The following is a 21,007-nucleotide window of genomic DNA, read 5'->3' on the forward strand; positions in this document are numbered from 1 at the left end:
CGGCGATTCAGGCAGAGGGCGTCACAAAGGCCGGAATTGGCGGGCTGTGCTCAGACAGTGTGAGCACTTCATAACCCGTGGGCGTGACCAGCACCGTGTGCTCCCACTGTGCGGACAGGGTGCGGTCTTTGGTGACGATGGTCCAGCCGTCGCCCATTTCCTTGATCTCGCGCCGACCCAGGTTGAGCATCGGTTCAATGGTGATGGTCATGCCCGCCTTGAGCTGGTCCAGCGTGCCGGGGCGGCCGTAGTGCAGTACCTGGGGGTCTTCATGAAAATTGGCACCAATGCCATGGCCGCAAAACTCGCGCACCACGCTCAAACCCTGGCCTTCGGCAAACACCTGAATAGCGTGGCCAATGTCGCCCAGGTAAGCACCGGCTTTCACCTTCATGATGCCCATCCACATGGCGTCATAAGTGAGCTTGCACAGGCGTTTGGCCGCCACCGAGGCCTCACCGACCATGTACATGCGGCTCGAATCGCCATGCCAGGCGTCTTTGATGACGGTCACATCCACGTTGACGATGTCGCCTTTTTTGAGTGGCTTGTCATTCGGAATGCCGTGGCACACCTGGTGGTTGATAGAGGTGCAGATCGATTTCGGGTAGGGGTTGTGGCCACCCGGCGCATAGTTCAGCGGGGCCGAGATGGCCCCTTGCACCTGGGTGGTGTAGTCATCGGCCAGGCGGTCGAGTTCGTTGGTGGTCACGCCGGGTTTGACGAAGGGGGCCAGGTAGTCGAGCAATTCAGCGGCCAAACGGCCCGCCACGCGCATCCCGGCAATGCCGGTGGCATCTTTGATGGTGATAGTCATGGGGCGGGATTATCCCATTGGGGGGGCGCTGATAAAATCAGCGGCTTTATGGCCAGGCCCAGTCAGCGCCTGCGCCGTCACCTCTTTCCATCCGATAGCTCTTCACCAGGCCCGCACCGTGACCCTGCAAATTACCTACTTCGAGGGCGGCAGCGCTCTCAGCGCGTTTCGAGTCCAGCAACTTTTGCCGCAACTTCAAGCCGTGCACGAGCGCATCAATGGTGTGGCCGCGCGCTTTGTGCATCTGGTCGCCTCTGATGCGGCGCCTTCTGCGCAACTTCAGCAACAGCTGGCAGCCTTGCTGACCTATGGCGACCCCTACACCGGCGCGTCAGACGGTGCGCTGATCGTGGTCACGCCTCGTTTTGGCACCGTGTCGCCCTGGGCTTCCAAAGCCACCGACATTGCGCACAACTGCGGTCTGCCCGTGCACCGGGCCGAACGCGTGGTGGAATACCGCGTCACCCTGAAAAGCGGGCTGCTCTCCAAGCCCACGCTTTCCACCGAGCAGCTCGCCAAGGTGGCTAACCTGCTGCACGACCGCATGACCGAGAGCGCCATGTTTGAGCGCGCCCAGGCTTTGGGCCTGTTCACCGAGCTGCAACCCGCCCCCATGGCGCATGTGGATGTGATCCAAGGCGGCAAAGCTGCGCTGCTGGCGGCCAACACCGAGTTTGGCCTGGCGCTGGCTGATGACGAGATGGACTATCTGGTCAATGCCTTCACCCAGCTGCAGCGCAACCCCACCGACGTGGAGCTGATGATGTTTGCCCAGGCCAACAGCGAGCATTGCCGCCACAAAATTTTCAACGCCGAGTTCACCATCGACGGCGTGGCGCAGCCCCACAGCCTGTTTGGCATGATCCGCCACACGCACCAGACGAATCCGCAGCACATGCTGGTGGCGTACTCCGACAACGCCTCGGTGATGACCGGGGCGCAGATTGAGAGGTTTAGTGCCAAATCGGCCTCTAGCCCAAGTGGAATAAGCGCAGCCAGCTATGAAAAAGAAAGCGCCCTCCAACACATTTTGATGAAGGTGGAAACGCACAACCACCCCACCGCCATCTCGCCTTTCCCCGGCGCGGCCACTGGTGCCGGCGGTGAGATTCGTGACGAAGGCGCCACTGGCCGGGGCTCCAAGCCCAAGGCAGGCTTGACCGGTTTCACCGTCTCCAAACTCTGGGGCGGCACCTATGGCAAGCCCGATCACATCGCCAGTCCGTTGCAAATCATGATTGACGGCCCGCTGGGCGGCGCGGCGTTCAACAACGAATTTGGCCGGCCCAACTTGCTGGGTTACTTCCGCGAGTACGAGCAAAGTGTCACCAGCGATGTCGACACCATGCAGCGCGGCTACCACAAGCCGATCATGATTGCTGGCGGTTTGGGCGTGATTGACGCCACCCAGACGCACAAGATCGAATTCCCCGCGGGCAGCCTGTTGATCCAGCTGGGTGGCCCGGGCATGCGCATTGGCATGGGCGGCAGTGCGGCCAGCTCCATGACTTCGGGCGCCAACGCCGCGCATCTGGACTTTGACTCGGTGCAGCGCGGCAACCCCGAAATCCAGCGCCGTGCGCAGGAAGTCATCAACCAGTGCTGGCTGCAAGGTACAGGTGGCGGCCCCGCCGGGCGCGGCAACCCGATTCTGGCGATTCACGACGTGGGCGCGGGCGGTTTGAGCAATGCGTTCCCCGAGCTGACCAACGACGCCCAGCGCGGCGCGCTGTTCGATTTGCGCAGCGTGCCGCTGGAAGAGTCCGGCATGGCGCCCAAAGAAATCTGGTCGAACGAAAGCCAGGAGCGCTATGTGCTGGCGATTGCGCCCGATTCATTGGCGCAGTTCAAAGCCTTGTGCGAGCGTGAACGCTGCCCGTTTGCGGTGGTGGGCGTGGCCACCGAGGCACGCGACTTGATCGTAGGCGATGTCGATTTGTCTCTGCCAAAGGCACCAGACGGGCAGGATGGCGCGCGCCGCGCCGGGCCGCCCCAAGCAAGCGCAGCCCCCTCGGGGGGCAGAGAGGACACGCCAGTGCCGAACGTGGGGGCTGAAACTCGCCGCGCCGGGCCGCCCCAAGCAAGCGCAGCCCCCTCGGGGGGCAGCGCAGTACACACAGTGACAAGCGTGGGGGTCGCAGTTGACATGCCGATGAACGTGCTGCTGGGCAAGCCGCCCAAGATGCACCGCGATGTAAAGACGGTGGCGCGCAAATTCGCCCCCGTTAACCTGACCGACGTCACTTTGCAGCAAGTGGCCATCGACGTGCTGGCGCACCCAACCGTGGCCTCCAAGCGCTTTCTGGTGACGATTGGCGACCGCACCGTGGGCGGCCTCACACACCGCGACCAAATGGTTGGCCCCTGGCAGGTGCCGGTGGCTGATGTGGCGGTCACGCTGGCTGATTTCAAAGGCTTTGCCGGTGAAGCCATGGCCATGGGCGAGCGCACGCCGCTGGCCTCGGTCAACGCACCCGCATCGGGCCGCATGGCGGTGGCTGAAGCCATCACCAACTTGCTGGCCGCACCGATCGAGCTCGACCGCGTCAAGCTCTCTGCCAACTGGATGGCCGCTTGCGGCGAGCCGGGCGAAGACGCCGCGCTGTATGAAACCGTGAAAGCCGTCGGCCTGGAACTGTGCCCGGCGCTGGGTATTTCGATCCCCGTGGGTAAGGATTCGCTGTCTATGCGCACGCAATGGACTGAATCGACGAGCCCCTCCGGTAGCGGCGGCGAAGCCAAAAAGGTCACCTCACCCGTTTCCCTGATCATTACCGCCTTTGCCACGCTGGCCGATGTGCGCGGCACGCTGACGCCGCAGCTCAACGCCACGGACGACACCTCGCTGATCCTGATCGACCTGGGCCACGGCCAAAACCGCATGGGCGGCAGCATCCTGGCGCAAACGCTCGGCCAGATGGGTGATGTGGTGCCTGATTTGGACGACGCGAAAGACCTGATCAACCTGGTCAACGCGGTGAATGCGCTGCGTGCCAGCGGCCAGATCCTGGCCTACCACGACCGCAGCGACGGCGGCCTGTTTGCTGCTGCCTGCGAGATGGCGTTTGCCGGGCATGTGGGCGTGAGCCTGAATGTGGACATGCTGGTCACCGAAGGCGACGGCATTTCTGACAGCCGCATGGACGTCGGCGACAGCAAAAACTGGGCAGGGCAGGTGGGCGCACGCCGCACCGAGCTGACGCTGAAAGCGCTGTTCAGCGAAGAGCTGGGCGCACTGATTCAGGTGCGCACCGCAGACCGCAGCGCCGTCATCCAAACCCTGCGCGAGCATGGCCTGAGTCTGCACAGCCACGTCATTGGCAAAACCCGCCCGGCAGATTCAGCCATTCAGTCTGGCGTGGGCGAGCTGCAAATCTGGCGTGACGCCAAGGTGATTTTCAGCGCTACTTTGTCTGACCTGCACCAGGTGTGGGATGCCACCAGCTGGAAGATTTGCCAGCAGCGCGACAACCCCGCCTGTGCCGATGCCGAGCACGTCAGCGCTGGTGTGGCGGCTGATACCGGCATGCATGTTTATATGCCAAATCAGGCGCTAGCCCTTATGGAACAAGCGCAGGCAGATATTAAATCTGTAGCGGCACCGGCCATTCTTCTGGCCCGGCCCAAGGTGGCCGTGCTGCGTGAGCAAGGCGTCAACTCACATGTGGAAATGGCCTACGCCTTCACCGAGGCGGGTTTTGAAGCGTTTGACGTGCACATGACCGACCTGCAGAGCGGCCGCGCGAATCTGGCCGATTTCAAAGGCCTGGTGGCCTGCGGCGGCTTCAGCTATGGCGACACGCTGGGCGCTGGCATTGGCTGGGCACGCTCGATCACTTTCAGCGAAGCACTGGCCGATCAGTTCAAAGCCTTTTTTGGCCGCACTGACACCTTTGGCCTGGGTGTGTGCAATGGCTGCCAGATGTTTGCCGAACTGGCCGACATCATTCCCGGCGCACAAGACTGGCCACGCTTCACCACCAACCAGAGCGAGCGCTTTGAAGCGCGGCTGAGCATGGTTGAAGTGCTGGAATCACCCTCGCTGTTCTTTGCAGGCCTGGCCGGCAGCCGCCTGCCGATTGCGGTGGCGCACGGCGAAGGCTACGCCAACTTTAAGCACCGTGGCAACGCGGCACGCGCCATCGCCGCCATGCGTTTCACCGACAACCAAGGCGCCGCCACCGAGGCATACCCCTTCAACCCCAATGGCAGCCCCGGCGGCCTGACCGCAGTCACCACCGCAGACGGCCGCTTCACCGCCATGATGCCGCACCCCGAGCGCGTCTTGCGCAACGTGCAGATGAGTTGGACCAACCAAGACGTGTCAGCGTTCAGCCCGTGGATGCAGTTGTGGCGCAATGCCCGCCGGTGGGTGGGGTAGATAGGCCTGCAGCCATGTCGCCCTGTGGCCCTGGCTCTCGCTATTTTTGAGTGTTTAACGCCCTGCGCACGGCAGGTCGAAGACCGGTCAAGGCAGGCCTCGTGCTTGAGCAGCATCTAAACTTCAGTTCATGGAAAAGTTTGATGTCGTGATTGTGGGCGCCGGTGCTGCCGGTTTGTTTTGTGCTGGGGTCGCGGGGCAACTGGGACTGAAGGTGCTGGTGGTCGACCACAGCAAGACGGTGGCAGAGAAAATTCGCATCTCGGGTGGCGGCCGCTGCAACTTCACCAACCTGGACACCGGGCCCAACAATTTTTTGAGCGATAACCCGCGGTTTTGCCGCTCAGCGCTGTCGCGCTACACCCCGCGCGACTTCACCGCCTTGTTGCAAAAGCACCAGGTGGGGTTTCACGAGAAGCACAAGGGGCAACTCTTTTGTGACCGATCCGCCGAGGACATCATCACCATGCTGCTCGCAGAGTGCGCACTTGGCGGCGTCACCCGCTGGCAGCCTTGTGGCGTCAAAAATATAGGGTTTTTGGCCTCTAGCCCTTATGGAACAAGCGCCAGTAGCTATGAAATAGATACTACCCAAGGCACGGTGCATTGTGCGGCACTGGTCGTGGCCAGTGGCGGCCTGTCGATTCCCAAGATTGGCGCGACCGATCTGGGCTACCGACTTGCCCGACAGTTTGATCTGCCCGTTGTCACCCCAAGAGCGGCGCTGGTTGCGCTCACCTTTGACGCCGATGCTTGGGCCCCGTTTGCTCAACTGTCAGGCCTGTCCTTGCCGGTGAAGATCGAGACCGGCAGTAAAAAATCGACCATCGCGTTTGCCGAAGACTTGCTTTTCACCCACCGCGGCTTGAGCGGCCCTGGGGTGCTGCAAATCTCCAGTTACTGGCAAGCTGGCACCCCCATCCGCCTGAACCTGGCCCCGAACACCCAGCTGCTGCAGCAACTCAGCCATGCCAAAGCCACGTCCCGCAAGCTGATTGCCAACGAATTGGCCGCTCTGGTGCCATCCCGTCTGGCCGACACCTGGACCACATTGGGCGATCAGGCAAGCCACAACTGGCAGCGCCCAATCAACGAAGCCAGCGACAAAGCCTTGGCGGCGCTGGCCCAGGGCCTGACCCGCTGGGAAATCACGCCCACGGGCTCAGAGGGTTACAAAAAAGCCGAGGTCACTGCCGGTGGTGTCGACACCACGGCTTTATCGAGCCAAACCATGGAGTCGCGCCAACCCGGTCTGTATTTCATTGGCGAGGTGGTCGATGTGACTGGCTGGCTGGGCGGCTATAACTTTCAGTGGGCGTGGGCCAGTGGTTTTGCCTGCGCTCAAGGGCTGGCAAAAAAACTGTTGCCTGTGCCCTGAATACAGGGCGTTCAGCTGCTGAGTCGCCGTCAATTCAAGATGTGTTGGCCGCGTGCTTAATATGTTCCGTCAGAGCGCATATCCCAATCGCCTAGACTAACCCTCCCAACACACCTACCCATCATGCACATCATCATCGACTACACCGACGCCATTCACCGGCGGCAAGTGATTGCGTTATGGGAAACCGTCTTCGGTTACGAAGACAGCCACAACCAACCAGGCTTGGCCATTGACAAGAAGCTGGCGGTGCCAGACGGCCTGTTTTTTGTAGCCGTGCAGGGTGACACGGTGGTCGGCAGCGTGCTTGCCGGTTACGACGGTCACCGGGGCTGGTTGTATGCGGTGGCAGTGCATCCGCTGCACCGCAAGCAGGGTCTGGGCAAAGCGCTGGTTCACTTTGCCGAGCAGGCACTGACCGCACGCGGCTGTTTGAAGATTAACCTGCAGCTCATCGCTGGCAACGCGTCGGTGGCGTTTTACGAAGCGCTGGGGTATGCGGTCGAGCCGCGCGTCAGCATGGGCAAAAAGCTCAGCCAGAACCTTCCTTAGGCGAGGTGCTTATCCCAAACTGATTCCTGCACCGCACGCTGACGGTGTCAGAGTCGGGTAACCTCAAGGCATGAGTACCAACGATACAAAAAAGCCTTTCTCCATGATTCGCGAGTTCACCCTGGCCGACTGGTTCACGCTGGGCAATGCGGTGTGCGGCATGGGGGCGATGTTTTCGATCATGACCTATTTACAAAACGGCGACGTCGTACACGTTTACTTTGCCTGCGCGCTGGTGCTGGCGGCGTTTGTGTTTGATGTGCTGGATGGGCGCATTGCCCGCTGGCGGCAAAAGACATCGCTACTCGGGCGCGAACTCGATTCGCTGGCCGACGTGATCTCTTTTGGTGTGGCGCCGGCGCTGATCGCCTATGGCTGCGGTATGCAGGGTTTGTATGACCGGGTCATTCTGGCCGCCTTTGTGGCCTGCGGCGTGTCGCGCCTGGCGCGTTACAACATCACCGCCGAGGCGCTGTCGCAGGGTCAGGGCAAGGTGAAGTTTTTTGAAGGCACGCCCATTCCCACATCTTTGCTGCTGGTGTTTGTGCTGTTTCTGGCGGCCTGGCAAGGGGCGTTGCACGAGTCGCTGTGGTTTGGCAAGGTGATGCTGGGTGGCTTCACCCTGCACCCGCTGGTGCTGATGTTTGCGGTGTCAGGCTCTTTGATGGTGAGCCGCATCCGTATCCCGAAACTCTAATTCAGGAATAGGCTCAGGCTTTGAGCTGGTGGCTGAAAAAGAAGCGCAGCATCTCGCCGGTGGCATCGGGGCCGTGATTGTCGGTGTACGACCCCGCTGCCAGACCACCTGACCAGGCGTGTCCGCCGCCATGTACCAGCCAGTGTTCACTCATGGTGCTGCCTGAGTCACCGTGCCGGATAGATCGGGTGTAACGCCGCCCGTGGGCACTCACACCTTGCTCCAACTGTGCGCCAGCCGCGGCGTGGCCTTGAACGGCGGCAATCAATTTCTCACCATTGCGTGGATGCACAGTTTTGTCTTCGTCGCCGTGAAACACGATGGTGGGGATGTTGATGGGTGGGTGTTTTTCTGATGCCGTTGGCGCGCCAGCCTGGCGGCGTTTGCCAGGCAGGGAAATGCCAGAGTGACCGCTTTTCATGACCAACAGCGCCTGCGCCACGTTGCTGGCGGCACCCGCTGGTAACCCGGAATGAACGCCGACCGCGGCATAAATGTCGGGGTAGGCGCCAGCCAGCACGGCGGCCATCGCACCACCGGCTGACAGACCCGCTACATAAACGCGGCGAGCGTCCAGGGCGTATTGCTGGATGACGGCTTGCGTCAGGCTGGCGATGAGCGCGGGCTCACCCATGCCACGCTTTTGGTGGTTGTGTTTGAACCAGCTCCAGCAGGCCTGCGGGTTAGACTCTGACGACTGCTGCGGGTACAACACAAAAAAGCCCTGCGCCTGGGCGCGCTGGTTCATACCGGTGCCTGCGGCGAAATCGTCCGGGTTTTGTGTGCAACCGTGAAGCATCACCACCAGCGGCAGCGCTTTGCCTGCGTGGCCCGGTGGCACATAGAGCTTGTAGCGGCGTGTCAGGCCAGCGTGGGTGTGCGACCCGCTGGTGAATTCTCCGCTGGCGCCGGTGTTTGGGCGGGCGGTGTGAGCGGTTTTGCGGGTGTCAAGCGTAGGCTCGCTCACCGGCTTTATCACTTCAAAGACACAGTCATCCAGCACCAAAGGCGACTCTTTGGAGTGCGCAGGTGCAGCGGTGGGGACCGGGTCCGGGACGTTGCCGCGCAAAAAACGTTGAATGACCTCAGTGGCTTCGGACAGGTTGCCCGACTGCGTCAGTTGGGTGGCTTGGCGCATCAGGTTTTGTAATTTGGTGTTCATGAGATCTTTCCTTGGGTGGTTCGGCAGGGGTCAGCGCAGGCGATCAGCCAGCGCGGTCTTCACGGCAGGGCTGGCTTGTAGCGCGCCCAGCACTTCAATCGACGCGATGGTGGCCAGAGCCAGTTCGGGAGTGACATCGGCAGCGATAACGGCCAGACCAAGCACGCGCAGTTCTAGCATCTGCCTGGCTGCCTGCAGGGCGCGCAGGTCAGCGGCGCTGACGTGTTGCATGCCCAGCACCAGCGTCTTGCGTGCCACCACCTGCTTCACAGCATCTGCATGCGTGCTGAGTTGGTTGCGGATGGCGGTACGGATGAAGTCGGTGCGGTTGCTGTAAAAGCTCTCGGCTACCAGCAGGTCAATCTGCCCCAGATCGACAAAGCCGAGATTGATGGTGATTTTTTCCGACTCCGCGAGCTTGAGCTTGGCCGGGGTCTGGGTGGTGATTTGGTTCATACCGCCATCCTAGCACCATCCATACGGATGGTCGGTGGATGTTTTTTGCAATCCCATGTGATGAAGATGGTATTGAAGGTTAACGGCGAGGGTCGCCCCCGCCCAAAAGGCGGGCTGTCTAAAAAGCTGAAGAAAATCCTGCGCGTCGACCCGTTGGTCGTCTCTTTAAGGTCTAAGGCCTGCGCACCCTGCGTCGCGAGTGCGGTTCTCCGTGTAGGCAGGCTTCAGTGCCCGAAAGGTGTGAGCGGGTGTTTTTTGTGAAAGACAAGCGGTGCGCCGTTTCGCACCTCAGCCAGCTCCTGGCGTGACTGCTTGGCCACGCCCGGCTTGATTTTGCCCACCACATGCATCTCGCAGGCCTTGCAGTCAAAGCGAAGGGTTAGTTTTTCGCGGCCGTTGACCAGTTGCAGCGGCTCGGCTTTGACAAAACCTTGCACCCCGGTCACGCCCTTGGCTTGTTTGGGGCACAGGCTCAACGAGAAGCGCACGCAGTGTTTGGTGATCATCAGGCTGACTTCACCAAACTCCTTCACCGCCTCATAGGCCGGGGCGATGACTTTCACGCCGTGTCTGCCGTAAAAGTCGTGTGCTTTTTGGTTGAAGACATTGGCCAGATAGCTCAAAGAATCTTCCGGATAGGGCACAGGTGGCTCTACCGGCGTGGCGCGCGGCAGGCGGGTGAAGGCAGTAGCACGTGCGGTGTCCAGTTGCTCCACCGCGTCGCGGCGCAAAGTATTGAGCTGGGAACTGGGTAAAACTATGGCACTAAATTGGCCTCTAGCCCAGGTAATTTCTGCGCTGATAGCTATGAAGTTCGTAGTACCCAGGCGGCTGAGCTGACTGCGGACTTGTTCCAGCGCGGCGTCTGCATCGAGCGCTTCCTGCCGGTTGGCGGCGGGGAAAGGCTGCTGCACGGTGGCGCTGTGGCCGTCTTCATCGGTTAGGGTCAGTTGCACCGCGTCTGACAGCACCAGCAGATTCGCCCACACACCAATGCGCCTGTCGCTGGACTTTTTCTCCAGCTGGCGCAGCCAGTGCACATCGCGGTTGCGGTTGACTTCTACCCCGGCGCGCAGGTCTTTGAGGGTGTCGAGCGCGTCTTTGGGGAACACCCGCCAGCGGGCTTTTTTGGCGCTGATGAGCTCGGCGCGGTTGATGGCCAGGCCGACCAGCTCTTTTTGCAGATCGTAGTAGCACAGGCCGTCGCCGTTGTGCAGCTCGGTGGTGCGGCTGGTGAGCTCTAACTCGACCCAGTTCGGGCCGGTTTGCAGCACATGGCCGATGGCTTGGCCAGGGTTTTTGGGCGAGTCAAACGCGCCAATCGTGTCTTGGCGGTCATTGACAAAGTAGTCGGTGAACTCGCGGTTGAAGTTCTGGTTCGGGTCGGGCGTGAAGGTAAAGGTGGTTTTGCCACTGCTAGCGCGCATGAGCGGGTTGTCGGTGTGCTGACGCTCTTCAATCACCTCGTCGAGCAGCGTGCGGTAATGGGCGGTGATGTTTTTCGCATACGCCATGTCTTTGTAGCGACCTTCGATCTTGAAGCTGCGCACGCCAGCGTCCACCAGCGCGGCGATGTTGGCGCTCTGGTTGTTGTCTTTCATGCTGAGCACATGCTTGTCATGCGCCACAAAGCGGCCCTTGTCGTCAATCACCTGGTAGGGCAGGCGGCAGGCTTGGTTGCATTCGCCGCGGTTGGCGCTGCGCCCGGTGTGTGCGGCACTGATGTAACACTGGCCGCTGTAGGCCACGCACAGCGCGCCGTGCACAAAGAACTCGATGGCGCATTGGTCGGGCAAAGTGGCGGCACGGATAGCGGCAATCTGCTCCAGCGTCAGTTCGCGTGCCAGCACGATCTGGCTCAGGCCCACATCCTGCAAAAAACGTGCTTTCTCAGGCGTGCGAATGTCGCATTGGGTGCTGGCGTGCAGCTGCAGCGGCGGCAGGCCAAGCGCCAGCAAGCCCATGTCTTGAATGATGAGCGCGTCCACGCCCGCGTCATACAGCTGCCAGGCGAGCTTGCGAGCCGGTTCCAGCTCGTCGTCGCGCAGGATGGTGTTGAGGGTGACAAAAATCCGGCTGTTAAAACGGTGTGCGTGCGTTACCAGGCGGGCGATGTCTGCTACAGAATTGTCAGCGCTCGACCGGGCGCCAAAGCCGGGTCCACCAATGTAGACAGCGTCGGCGCCGTGGTTGACGGCTTCCATGCCAATAGCGGCATCACGCGCGGGGGCTAATAGTTCAACGTGGTGGACAGGCAGGGACATGTGTCACGATTATCGTTGGGCGTGCCAAAACCCCGCTTGGGTTGCCAGTGCCCAATAGGCTACCGGGCTAAGTGTCAATAAAAAAACGGCTCATGAGCCGCTTTTTTAGTTGAGTCAGGTCGGCGTTTATTCGACCTTGGCCTTCTCGCGCAGGTCGGTCTGGAACTTGGCCAGTTTTTGCTGTTGCAGTTGCTCAGCAATCTGCGGCTTCACGTCTTGCATCTTGGGCAATTGGGCCTCGCGCACATCGTCTAGGCGGATGACGTGGTAGCCAAACTGGGATTTGACCGGGGTAGTGGTCAACTTGCCTTTGGTCAGCGCGGTGAGCGCCTGGGAAAACTCGGTGACGTAGTTGCCAGCGGGTGCCCAGTCCAGATCGCCACCATTGGCACCAGAGCCCGGGTCTTTGCTGGACTTCTTAGCGATGTCTTCGAACTTCCCGCCTTTTTTCAGCTGGGCGATGATGGCTTTGGCTTCAGCTTCTGTCTCAACGAGGATGTGGCGGGCCTTGTATTCCTTGGCGCTATTGGCAGCGGCAAACTTGTCGTATTCGGCTTTGACTTCCTCGTCGGTTACGGCGTTGGTCTTCTGGAAATTGGTGAACAGGTCACGGATCAGGATGGTCTGGCGGGCCAGATCCATCTGCACTTTGTAGTCTTCGGTGGTGTCTAGGCCTTGTTTCTGGGCTTCCTGAATAAAAATTTCACGGGCAATGACTTCGTCCTTGATCTGTTTTTCGATCTCGGGGGTGACTTCACGGCCGGAGCGCTGCACCTGCTGGCTCAGGGCTTGCACGCGTGCCAGAGGCACCGCCTTGCCGTTGACGATGGCCAGGTTTTGCGCCTGGGCCAGTGGGGACATGGCCGCCACCAGGGCGGCCAGCGCAAAACTTGTAAGGAGTTTGTTCTTCATGAAAATTTCCTGAGTTTCAAAATAGCGAGGGTTGGGGTTTTTGGAATTGCATTAGTTAGCAGGTGGGAACTTTGGCTTCAATGGCCAGCGCGTGCAGGCCTTGGTCCAAGAAATCTTGCAGCGCATCATACACAAGCCGATGCCTTGTCACGGGCCGCTCGCCAACGAACTGCTGGCAGGTAATTCGCACCCGAAAGTGGGTGCCCGCACCGCTGTCGTTGGCGCCAATGTGGCCAGCGTGCTGGGCGCTTTCGTCGATCACTTCCAGCGCGCTGGGTTGCAGTACGCTTTGCAGGCGCTGCTGCAGCCGGGCTGCGGTGGGTGCAAGGATGGTGGTCATAGGGTGATGGGGGGGTGGCTTAGGGTGCGGGGCTTTTCGGCTCTTCTTCCGTCAAGTAGCGCGCGATGTAAAAACCTTGGCCCACCAGGAAAACCAGCGGAAAGGCATAGCCCCAGATTTTGAAATTAACCCAGGCATCAGTGCTGAAATAGGCCGCCACGTAACCATTGATGATGGCCATGAAAGCGCTGTAGCCGATCCACAGCACATTCAGGCGCATCCACACCGGCTCTGGCAGGGTCAGCTGGCTGCCCAGCAGCGCTTTGAGAAAGTTCTTTTTGTAAACCCATACCGCCACGCCCAGCCCGATGGCCATGGCCGCGTACAACACGCTGGGTTTCCATTTGATGAAACGCTCGTCTTGCAGCACCAGCGTTAGTGTGCCGAACACCAGGATCAGCGCCAGGGTGATCTTGTGCATGGTGGTCAGCTTTTTGTCGATGGCGTAGATCACCGCCATTTGCACCACCGTGGCGGCCATCAACACGCCGGTGCCGATGTAAATGTCGTAAAGCTTGAACGCGCCAAAAAACAGCAGGATGGGAAAGAAGTCGATAAGTATTTTCATGAAGCCTCGAAGTTTAACGAGGCCGAGTTCATGCAGTAGCGCAAGCCAGTGGGTGTGGGGCCGTCGTCAAACACATGACCCAGATGTGCGCCGCACTGGGCACACACGGTTTCAACACGCGCCATGCCGAAGCTATGGTCAGTGATGTCGGTGATGGCGCCAGGCACGGCCAGCGAAAAGCTTGGCCAGCCGCAGTGCGCGTCAAACTTGGTGTCTGCATCAAACAGCTTGTTGCCGCAGCAGATGCAGTGGTAGCTGCCGTCGGCCCAGTGGCGCTCATATTTGCCGGTAAACGCACGCTCGGTGGCTGCCTGCCGCGTGACAGAGAAGGCACCATGTTCGGCGCCCTTTTCTTTCAGGACTTCTTGCCACTGCTCTTCAGTTTTCTGGATGGGGAACGTCATTTTTTCGTCTCAATTGGGTTCATGAGCTGCAACTGATCTCGATATGGCTGGCCCAGTCGGGTGGAAAACCAGCCATCTGCTCGAATTCGGGGTGCTCATCATACGGGCATGACAGCACATTTAACAGGCTGCTCACGCCGGTGAAATCTTTGCGCTGGGCAGCGTCGATGGCGCCCTGGGCCAGGTAGTTGCGCAGCACAAACTTCGGATTCAATTTAAGCATCAAATCAGCCTCTAGCACTTGTGCTGATTGCGCTATATGCTCTGAATAACGCAGCATCCAGTCATCAAAGGCGGAGCGACTGATAAACAGATCGCGCACCGGCTCGAAGTTTTGGCTCAAGCGGGCGTGGCTCAAGCGGCGCCAAAAGATGGTGTAGTCCACCCGGTCCTGCCTCAGCAGCGCCAGCGTGCTTTTGATCAGGGACGCGGTATCGGCTGTCTGGGCCAGCCCGAGTTTGGCGCACATCAGTTGCTGGTAATGCTGTGCGTAGGTTGGGTCAAAAGCTTTCAATGCCTGTTCCGCCAGCGCTTGGTCTTGAATCAGCGGTAGCAACGCGCTCGCCAGGGCGAACAGGTTCCAGTTGGCGACCTGTGGCTGCTGGTCAAACGCATAACGCCCACCGCGGTCGGTGTGGTTGCAAATGTGGCCAGGGTCAAACGCATCCAGAAAAGCAAACGGACCGTAGTCCATGGTCAAGCCCAGAATGCTCATGTTGTCGGTGTTCATCACGCCATGGCAAAACCCCACTGCCTGCCAGTGCGCCACCATCACCGCGGTGCGCTCAACCACCGCCTGCAGCCATGTGGCGTAAGCGTTGTCACCCAGTGTTGGCTGGCTGCGGCAGGCTGGGTAAAAGTTGTCAATGACAAAGTCTGCCAGTGTCTTGAGTTCAGTGGCCTGGCCGCGGCTAGCAAAGTGCTCGAAGTGACCAAAGCGGATGAAGCTCGGGGCGAGGCGCGTCACCACGGCGGCGGTTTCCAGGGTTTCGCGCAGCACCGGTGCATCGGAGCCAGTGACACACAGCGCCCGAGTGGTGGGCACGCCCAGCGCGTGCATGGCTTCAGAGCACAAAAATTCGCGGATGCTGCTGCGCAACACGGCGCGGCCGTCGCCCATGCGTGAATACGGCGTGAGGCCTGAGCCTTTGAGCTGGATTTCCCAGCCCTGTGCCTCGCCCAGCAAAATCGCCCGGCCATCGCCCAGTTGCCCCGCCCAGTTGCCAAACTGGTGACCGCTGTAAACGCTGGCCAGCGGCTGGGTGCCCGAGATTGGCTGGTTGCCCGAGAGCGCTTGCAGCAAGCCGGGCAAATCTGTCCAGCCATCATTCAGCCCGAGCAGCGCGGCGGCGCTTTGGCTTTTGCCTACCCAATAGGGTTTGGGTAGCGGTTGCGGTGCCAGCGGGGTAAAAAAACGCTCACCCAGGCGGTGAAACCGGTTGTTCCAGACCAGTGGTGTTTTGACCAGTTGCAAAGAGGTGGCGGGCGCGTTCATGGGCCGCATTGTGGGGTGGTGGCGACAAACCCTGCGCTGAAAGGGGCATCCGGAAAATGGCTGCCAGGCGCTGTCAGCCAATGGTTTTGGTACGGTTTTGGGCCTGGATTTCGCAGTACGATGCGTGGCTAAATTAAACCTAAGAGGAGCCGAGACGTGTTGGGATTGATGCAAAACCAAGCCTTGACGATTTCGTCGCTGATCGAGTTCGCTGATCGCCATCATGGCGAGGGCGAAATCGTGTCTCGCCGGGTTGAGGGCGATATTCACCGCCACACCTACAAACAGGCGGCCAGCCGGTCGCGCCAGCTCGCCAACGCGCTGGACGCCCTGCATCTGCAGCCGGGCGAGCGTGTCGCCTCCATCGCCTGGAATGGCTACCGCCACCTGGAGATGTATTTTGGCGTCAGCGGCTCCGGGCGGGTGCTACACACCATCAACCCGCGTATGCACCCCGAGCAGATCGCCTGGGTGATGCACCACGCGCAAGACCAGGTGGTGTGTTTTGACATGACGTTTCTGCCCATCGCCAAAGCCATCCACAGCAAATGCCCCAGCGTGAAGCACTGGGTGGCGCTGTGTGATGCCGACAAACTGCCCGCAGACACCGGCATCCCCAACCTGCAAAGTTACGAGGCCCTGCTGGCAGTGCAGCCCACCACCTACGCTTGGCCGGACCTGGACGAAAACACCGCATCCAGCATGTGCTACACCAGTGGCACCACCGGCAACCCCAAGGCGGTGCTGTACAGCCACCGTTCCACGGTGTTGCACGCTTACGCCGCGGCGCTGCCGGATGTGATGTGCATTTCGGCGCGCGACGCGATCCTGCCGGTGGTGCCGATGTTTCATGTGAACGCGTGGGGCATTCCGTATTCGGCCGCGCTCACTGGGTGCAAACTGGTGTTTCCAGGTCCCGGTATGGACGGCAAATCGGTCTATGACCTGATCGAGCTTGAAAAAGTCACCTACGCGGCCGGTGTTCCCACCGTCTGGCAGATGCTGCTGAGTCACATGCAGGCCAACAATCTCACATTCTCCAGCCTGAAACGCACGGTGATTGGCGGCTCGGCCTGCCCACCGGCCATGATTGCCGCCTTCAACGACCTGTATGGCGTGGAAGTGCTGCACGCCTGGGGCATGACCGAGATGAGCCCGCTGGGAACTTTGTGCACGCTCAAAAATAAACACCTGTCGATGTCGGACGCGCACAAGGTGAAGGTGCACCTCAAACAGGGCCGAGCGCTCTACGGTATCGACATGAAAATCGTCGACGGCGAGGGCGATGAGCTACCGTGGGACGGCCGCAGCTGCGGCGACCTGCTGGTCAAAGGGCCGTGGGTGCTGCGCGAGTACTTCAAGGGCGAGGGAGACACCCAGACCGTGATGCCGCTCATCGACGGCTGGTTCCCCACCGGCGACGTGGCCAGCATTGATGCCGATGGTTATATGCAGATCACCGACCGCAGCAAAGACCTGATCAAGTCCGGCGGCGAGTGGATCAGCTCCATCGACATCGAAAACATCGCCGTGGCGCACCCGGCGATTGCCATGGCAGCGTGCATTGGCATGAAGCACCCCAAGTGGGACGAGCGCCCGATCGTCGCGGTGGTGAAAAAGCCCGGTGCTGAGTGCACCCGCGAAGAACTGCTGGCGTTTTATGCAGGCAAAGCCGCCAAGTGGCAGGTGCCGGACGATGTCTTTTTCATGGAAGCCATCCCAATGGGTGCCACCGGCAAGATGCAAAAGAGCAAGCTGCGCGAGCTGCTCAAAGATTACGTTTTGCCGGATCTGCGCTAGGCGCTGCTTGGCACACCGCACTGCATGGCGTTTTTTACCCTGTCTTTGTTGAATGGCATCAGCTACGGGCTGCTGCTGTTTTTGCTGAGTTCGGGGCTGACGCTGATCTGGGGAATGATGGGCGTGCTTAACTTCGCCCACGCGTCCTTTTATATGGTGGGGGCGTATCTGGCCTACACGTTGAGTGGCTGGCTGGGCTTTTGGCCGGCGCTGCTGCTGGCGCCGTTGGGCGTGGGGCTGCTAGGCGCCGCCTTTGAGCGCCTGGGCTTGCGCTTGGTGCGTCGTTTTGGCCACATGTCCGAGCTGCTGATCACCTTTGGCCTCTCTTACATCCTGGTGGAGCTAGTGCAACTCATCTGGGGCCGCAGCTCGGTCGATTACCGGGTGCCGCCAGCGCTTGACGGGCCACTGTTTACCCTGTTTGACAACCAGTTCCCGATGTACCGCGCGTTCATCATGGCTGTGACGCTGCTGGTGCTGGCTGCGCTGGCGTGGCTGGTGCGTACCCGCGCCGGGCTGGTGATTCGCGCGGCGCTGACGCAACCGGACATGGCGCAGGCGCTGGGGCACAACGTGCCGCGGGTATTCACGGTGGTGTTTGGGGTCGGTTGTGCGCTGGCTGGGCTGGCAGGGGTGCTGGGCGGCAATGCGTTTGTCACTGAGCCGGGCATGGCTCAGGCGCTGGGCGGCGTGGTGTTTGTGGTGGTGGTGGTGGGTGGGCTGGGCTCGCTCAAGGGCGCGTTTGTGGCGTCGATGGCGATTGGGCTGCTGCAGACCTTTGTGGTGGCGCTGGACGTGGCGCTGCTGCCTGCGCTCCCACTGAAGATCAGCCAGCTGGCCCCGGTGTTGCCCTATGCGGTGATGGTGCTGATGCTGATACTGCGGCCACAGGGTTTGATGGGGAGCGCGCAGCGTCATGGTGCATATTGAGCGATGGTCAGGTTGTGGGGGCTGAAGTGAATCGCCCCAGTGACTTGGCGGTCACACAGCATCCCAACAAGCTTCCCCAGGCGCTGGTATGGGGTGCTTATGCGCTGCTGCTGGCTCTGGCACCGCTGTTGCTGACCAGCAGCCTGAACCAGTCGCTGCTGAGCCAGATGGGCATCGCCATCATCGTCTGCCTGAGCTACAACCTGCTGCTGGGGCAAGGCGGCATGGTGAGTTTTGGCCATGCGGTGTATTCGGGTCTGGGTGCGTTTCTGGCCATTCATACCTTGAACAGGGTCACTGACGGCTGGCCGCTGCCGGTGAGTCTGATCCCGCTGGTAGGCGGTTTGGGCAGTGCCGCTCTAGCGCTGGCGCTGGGCTGGGTGACCACCCGGCGTGCAGGCACCGCGTTTGCCATGATCACTTTTGGCATGGGCGAGCTGCTTTGGGCCACTGCTTTGGTGCTGCCGGGTTTTTTTGGCGGCGAGGGCGGGGTGTCGGGCAACCGGGTGGCGGGCAGCGCACCACTCGGCCTGACGTTTGGGCCGCAAATCCAGTTGTATTACCTGATTGCGCTGTACACGCTGGTTTGCACCGCGCTCATGTATGCCCTGACCCGCACGCCGCTGGGGCGCCTGCTGAACGCGGTGCGTGACAACCCACAGCGTGTGGCCTTTGTTGGCTACAACCCGCAGAAGGTGCGTTACATGGTGTTTGTGATGGCGGCCTTTTTTGCTGGTATCGCTGGCGGTTTGTCGGCCTTGCACTATGAAATAGTGACGGCCGAGGTCTTTAGCGCGCAGCGCTCGGGGGCTTATCTGCTGTTCACCTTTATCGGTGGCACCACTTTTTTCTTTGGCCCGGTGCTGGGCGCGGTGCTGATGGTGTTGGGCTTAGGGCTGTTACCGGGCCTTACCCCCGCCTGGCTGCTGTATCTGGGTGTGGTGTTTGTGGCGACGGTGATGGTCGCGCCCGGTGGCTTGGCCGGGCTGCTGGTGGCGCTGTGGCGGCAGGCCGGTCAGGGTGCGTGGCGGCGGCTGTGGCCAACGCAGCTGGCGTTGGCTGCTTCGACTTTAATAGCTGTTGGCCCTTTATATATATGGGTTGAGATGACTTTTCGCTTGCAACAAGCGGATGTGCTGGCGCCCACCCTGTTGCTGCTGGGAGTGACGCTGGATGCGCGCAGCCCGGTTAGCTGGGCCGGCTGCGGGGTGGTGAGCCTGCTGGGCGCGGGGCTGTGGCTGGCAAGCAGGCGCGCACTGGCGCAGAAAGTGGCGTCATGACGCGCACTTTTGACCCACAGGCAAACGCAGCCTCGCACGCTCCCGCGCTGGAACTCAAAGCCCTGCACAAGCGTTTTGACCAGACCGAGATCGTTCGCGACATCAGCTTGACGGTGCAGACCGGCGAGCGCGTGGCCATCATCGGCCCCAACGGCGCGGGCAAGTCCACGCTGTTTGACTTGATCAGCGGCCGCCATGCACCCAGTAGCGGCCAGATTTGGCTGGGCGGGGACCGCATTGACGGCAAAAAACCTTTTGAGATCAACCATAAGGGCCTGTCGCGCAGTTTTCAGATCAGTCAGCTGTTTCCCACGCTGAGCGTGTTTGAAAACCTGCGCTGCGCGATGCTGTGGCAGCAGGGCCTGGGCTACGCCTTCTGCAAGCTGCTGGCCAGCCAGACCGACACCAACCATCGCACCCGTGCGCTGATGCAGCGCCTGCAACTCGTCGACGCCTGTGACACGCCCGCCCAGCACCTGAGCTACGCCCAGCAACGCGCGCTGGAGCTGGGCATGGCGCTGGCCAGCGACCCAGCCGTGCTGCTGCTCGATGAGCCCACAGCAGGCATGAGCCAGTCTGAGACCAGCCATTTCATGACGCTGATTGCCGCGCTAACGCCAGGTAAAACGCTACTGATAGTAGAGCATGATATGTCCGTAGTATTTGGGTTAGCGACCAAAATTGCAGTGATTGTTCAAGGCGAGTTGCTGGCCTTTGGCACGCCTGATGCGGTGCGCGCCAACCCACTGGTGCAGCAAGCCTATCTGGGCGCGGTGCCGTTGGCATCATGCGCTGACCAAACCGTTTTAGCGTGACGCACCATGCTGACTATTCACAAGCTCACGGCGGGTTACGGCAAAAGCCAGGTGCTGCAAGGTGTGTCGATGCTGGTGAACGCGGGCGAAGTGGTGGCGCTGCTGGGGCGCAATGGCTCGGGCCGCACCACGCTGGCCAAAGCGATCATGGGTCTGGTGCCAGCGCAGGGCAGCATCACCTGGCAGGGCCGTGAGTTGCTGGGCCAGACAACGTTTGATATCGCCCGTGCCGGGCTGGGCTATGTGCCTGAGAGCCGCGATGTATTTGCTGATTTGACGGTGGTACAAAACCTCTTGCTCGGCCAAAAGCCCGGCCAGCCAGTGGGCCGCTGGCGTCTGGAAGACATGCTGGCGCTGTTCCCGCAACTGCAACAGCGTTTGAACGTCAAAGCCGGTGTGCTATCAGGCGGTGAGCAGCAAATGCTGGCCCTGAGCCGCACGTTGATGGGTAACCCCGAGCTGATCATCATCGACGAGCCGACCGAGGGCCTGGCACCGCAGCTGGTGGCGCAAGTGGGCGCGTTTCTGAAAACGCTCAAGGCCAAAGGTGTGTCGGTGCTGCTGATTGAGCAAAAACTCACTATCGCACTGGATGTGTCAGACCGTTGCTTGGTCATGGGCCAGGGCCGCATCGTCTTTGAAGGCCCACCTGAGGCGCTGCTACAAGATCACGCGGTGCGCCAGGAGTGGCTGGCGGTGTAATTAGTGGTGCCGGTGGCAAGCTTGCCGCAGCTGGTTTGGCCTAGTGCCACACCT

General features: G+C 60.7%; 17 protein-coding genes and 1 pseudogene. 9 read left to right on the forward strand and 9 right to left on the reverse strand.

The window, feature by feature from the left end; genetic code table 11:
* Positions 1-7 precede the first annotated feature (7 nt).
* Complete coding sequence (gene map, locus BLL52_RS12360) at positions 8-817, reverse strand: type I methionyl aminopeptidase (RefSeq protein WP_075586918.1); 810 nt, start codon at positions 815-817, stop codon at positions 8-10.
* A 118-nt stretch (positions 818-935) separates the two neighbouring features.
* Between map and purL the strand changes: the two genes are divergently transcribed.
* From purL to pssA, 4 genes and pseudogenes are all read left to right on the forward strand, one after another.
* On the forward strand, positions 936-5,198 hold the full coding sequence (gene purL, locus BLL52_RS12365; RefSeq protein ID WP_075586919.1) for a phosphoribosylformylglycinamidine synthase: 4,263 nt from the start codon (positions 936-938) through the stop codon (positions 5,196-5,198).
* 127 nt (positions 5,199-5,325) lie between these two features.
* Positions 5,326-6,576 (forward strand): annotated as a pseudogene (locus BLL52_RS12370) (BaiN/RdsA family NAD(P)/FAD-dependent oxidoreductase); the annotation flags it as partial.
* A gap of 123 nt (positions 6,577-6,699) precedes the next feature.
* On the forward strand, positions 6,700-7,128 hold the full coding sequence (locus BLL52_RS12375) for a GNAT family acetyltransferase (protein ID WP_075586921.1): 429 nt from the start codon (positions 6,700-6,702) through the stop codon (positions 7,126-7,128).
* 70 nt (positions 7,129-7,198) lie between these two features.
* Positions 7,199-7,825: a CDP-diacylglycerol--serine O-phosphatidyltransferase gene (gene pssA / locus BLL52_RS12380; protein ID WP_075586922.1), complete on the forward strand. Its 627-nt coding sequence runs from the start codon at positions 7,199-7,201 to the stop codon at positions 7,823-7,825.
* 13 nt (positions 7,826-7,838) lie between these two features.
* Here pssA and BLL52_RS12385 read toward each other — a convergent pair whose 3' ends face one another.
* From BLL52_RS12385 to BLL52_RS12420, 8 genes are all read right to left on the reverse strand, one after another.
* Entirely contained in the window at positions 7,839-8,987 is a 1,149-nt protein-coding gene (locus tag BLL52_RS12385; RefSeq protein WP_075586923.1) for an extracellular catalytic domain type 1 short-chain-length polyhydroxyalkanoate depolymerase, read from the reverse strand.
* A gap of 30 nt (positions 8,988-9,017) precedes the next feature.
* Positions 9,018-9,443 carry a CopG family transcriptional regulator gene (locus BLL52_RS12390; RefSeq protein ID WP_075586924.1) on the reverse strand — a complete coding sequence of 142 codons (426 nt, stop codon included), beginning with the start codon at positions 9,441-9,443 and terminating at the stop codon, positions 9,018-9,020.
* A 224-nt stretch (positions 9,444-9,667) separates the two neighbouring features.
* A complete protein-coding gene (locus tag BLL52_RS12395) occupies positions 9,668-11,707 on the reverse strand; it encodes a peptidase U32 family protein (RefSeq protein WP_075586925.1) in 2,040 nt (679 codons plus the stop codon).
* Positions 11,708-11,833: 126 nt separating this feature from the next.
* A complete protein-coding gene (locus BLL52_RS12400; RefSeq protein WP_075586926.1) occupies positions 11,834-12,619 on the reverse strand; it encodes a foldase protein PrsA in 786 nt (261 codons plus the stop codon).
* A gap of 55 nt (positions 12,620-12,674) precedes the next feature.
* On the reverse strand, positions 12,675-12,959 hold the full coding sequence (locus BLL52_RS12405; RefSeq protein ID WP_075586927.1) for a BolA family protein: 285 nt from the start codon (positions 12,957-12,959) through the stop codon (positions 12,675-12,677).
* Positions 12,960-12,978: 19 nt separating this feature from the next.
* Entirely contained in the window at positions 12,979-13,527 is a 549-nt protein-coding gene (locus BLL52_RS12410; RefSeq protein ID WP_075586928.1) for a septation protein A, read from the reverse strand.
* Positions 13,524-13,931, reverse strand: a complete 408-nt coding sequence (gene msrB, locus BLL52_RS12415; RefSeq protein WP_075586929.1) for a peptide-methionine (R)-S-oxide reductase MsrB — start codon at positions 13,929-13,931, stop codon at positions 13,524-13,526. Before msrB ends, BLL52_RS12410 begins: the two co-directional genes overlap by 4 nt.
* A gap of 19 nt (positions 13,932-13,950) precedes the next feature.
* Complete coding sequence (locus tag BLL52_RS12420; RefSeq protein WP_075586930.1) at positions 13,951-15,426, reverse strand: protein adenylyltransferase SelO; 1,476 nt, start codon at positions 15,424-15,426, stop codon at positions 13,951-13,953.
* Between the two features lie 156 nt (positions 15,427-15,582).
* Here BLL52_RS12420 and BLL52_RS12425 point away from each other — a divergent pair, with 156 nt between their 5' ends.
* Genes BLL52_RS12425 through BLL52_RS12445 form a run of 5 tightly spaced genes read left to right on the forward strand, consistent with a single transcriptional unit; the run spans position 15,583 to position 20,953 of the window.
* Entirely contained in the window at positions 15,583-17,226 is a 1,644-nt protein-coding gene (locus tag BLL52_RS12425; RefSeq protein ID WP_075586931.1) for a 3-(methylthio)propionyl-CoA ligase, read from the forward strand.
* A 24-nt stretch (positions 17,227-17,250) separates the two neighbouring features.
* Positions 17,251-18,156, forward strand: coding sequence for a branched-chain amino acid ABC transporter permease (locus tag BLL52_RS12430; protein WP_075586932.1), 906 nt, complete (start codon positions 17,251-17,253; stop codon positions 18,154-18,156).
* 26 nt (positions 18,157-18,182) lie between these two features.
* Positions 18,183-19,436: a branched-chain amino acid ABC transporter permease gene (locus tag BLL52_RS12435; protein WP_241839142.1), complete on the forward strand. Its 1,254-nt coding sequence runs from the start codon at positions 18,183-18,185 to the stop codon at positions 19,434-19,436.
* A complete protein-coding gene (locus tag BLL52_RS12440) occupies positions 19,433-20,251 on the forward strand; it encodes an ABC transporter ATP-binding protein (RefSeq protein ID WP_075587243.1) in 819 nt (272 codons plus the stop codon). The genes BLL52_RS12435 and BLL52_RS12440 overlap by 4 nt, the downstream gene beginning before the upstream one ends.
* 6 nt (positions 20,252-20,257) lie before the next feature.
* Positions 20,258-20,953, forward strand: a complete 696-nt coding sequence (locus BLL52_RS12445; protein WP_075586933.1) for an ABC transporter ATP-binding protein — start codon at positions 20,258-20,260, stop codon at positions 20,951-20,953.
* Positions 20,954-21,007: the final 54 nt, after the last annotated feature.

The organism is Rhodoferax antarcticus ANT.BR, from assembly GCF_001938565.1.
Lineage (GTDB): Bacteria > Pseudomonadota > Gammaproteobacteria > Burkholderiales > Burkholderiaceae_C > Rhodoferax > Rhodoferax antarcticus.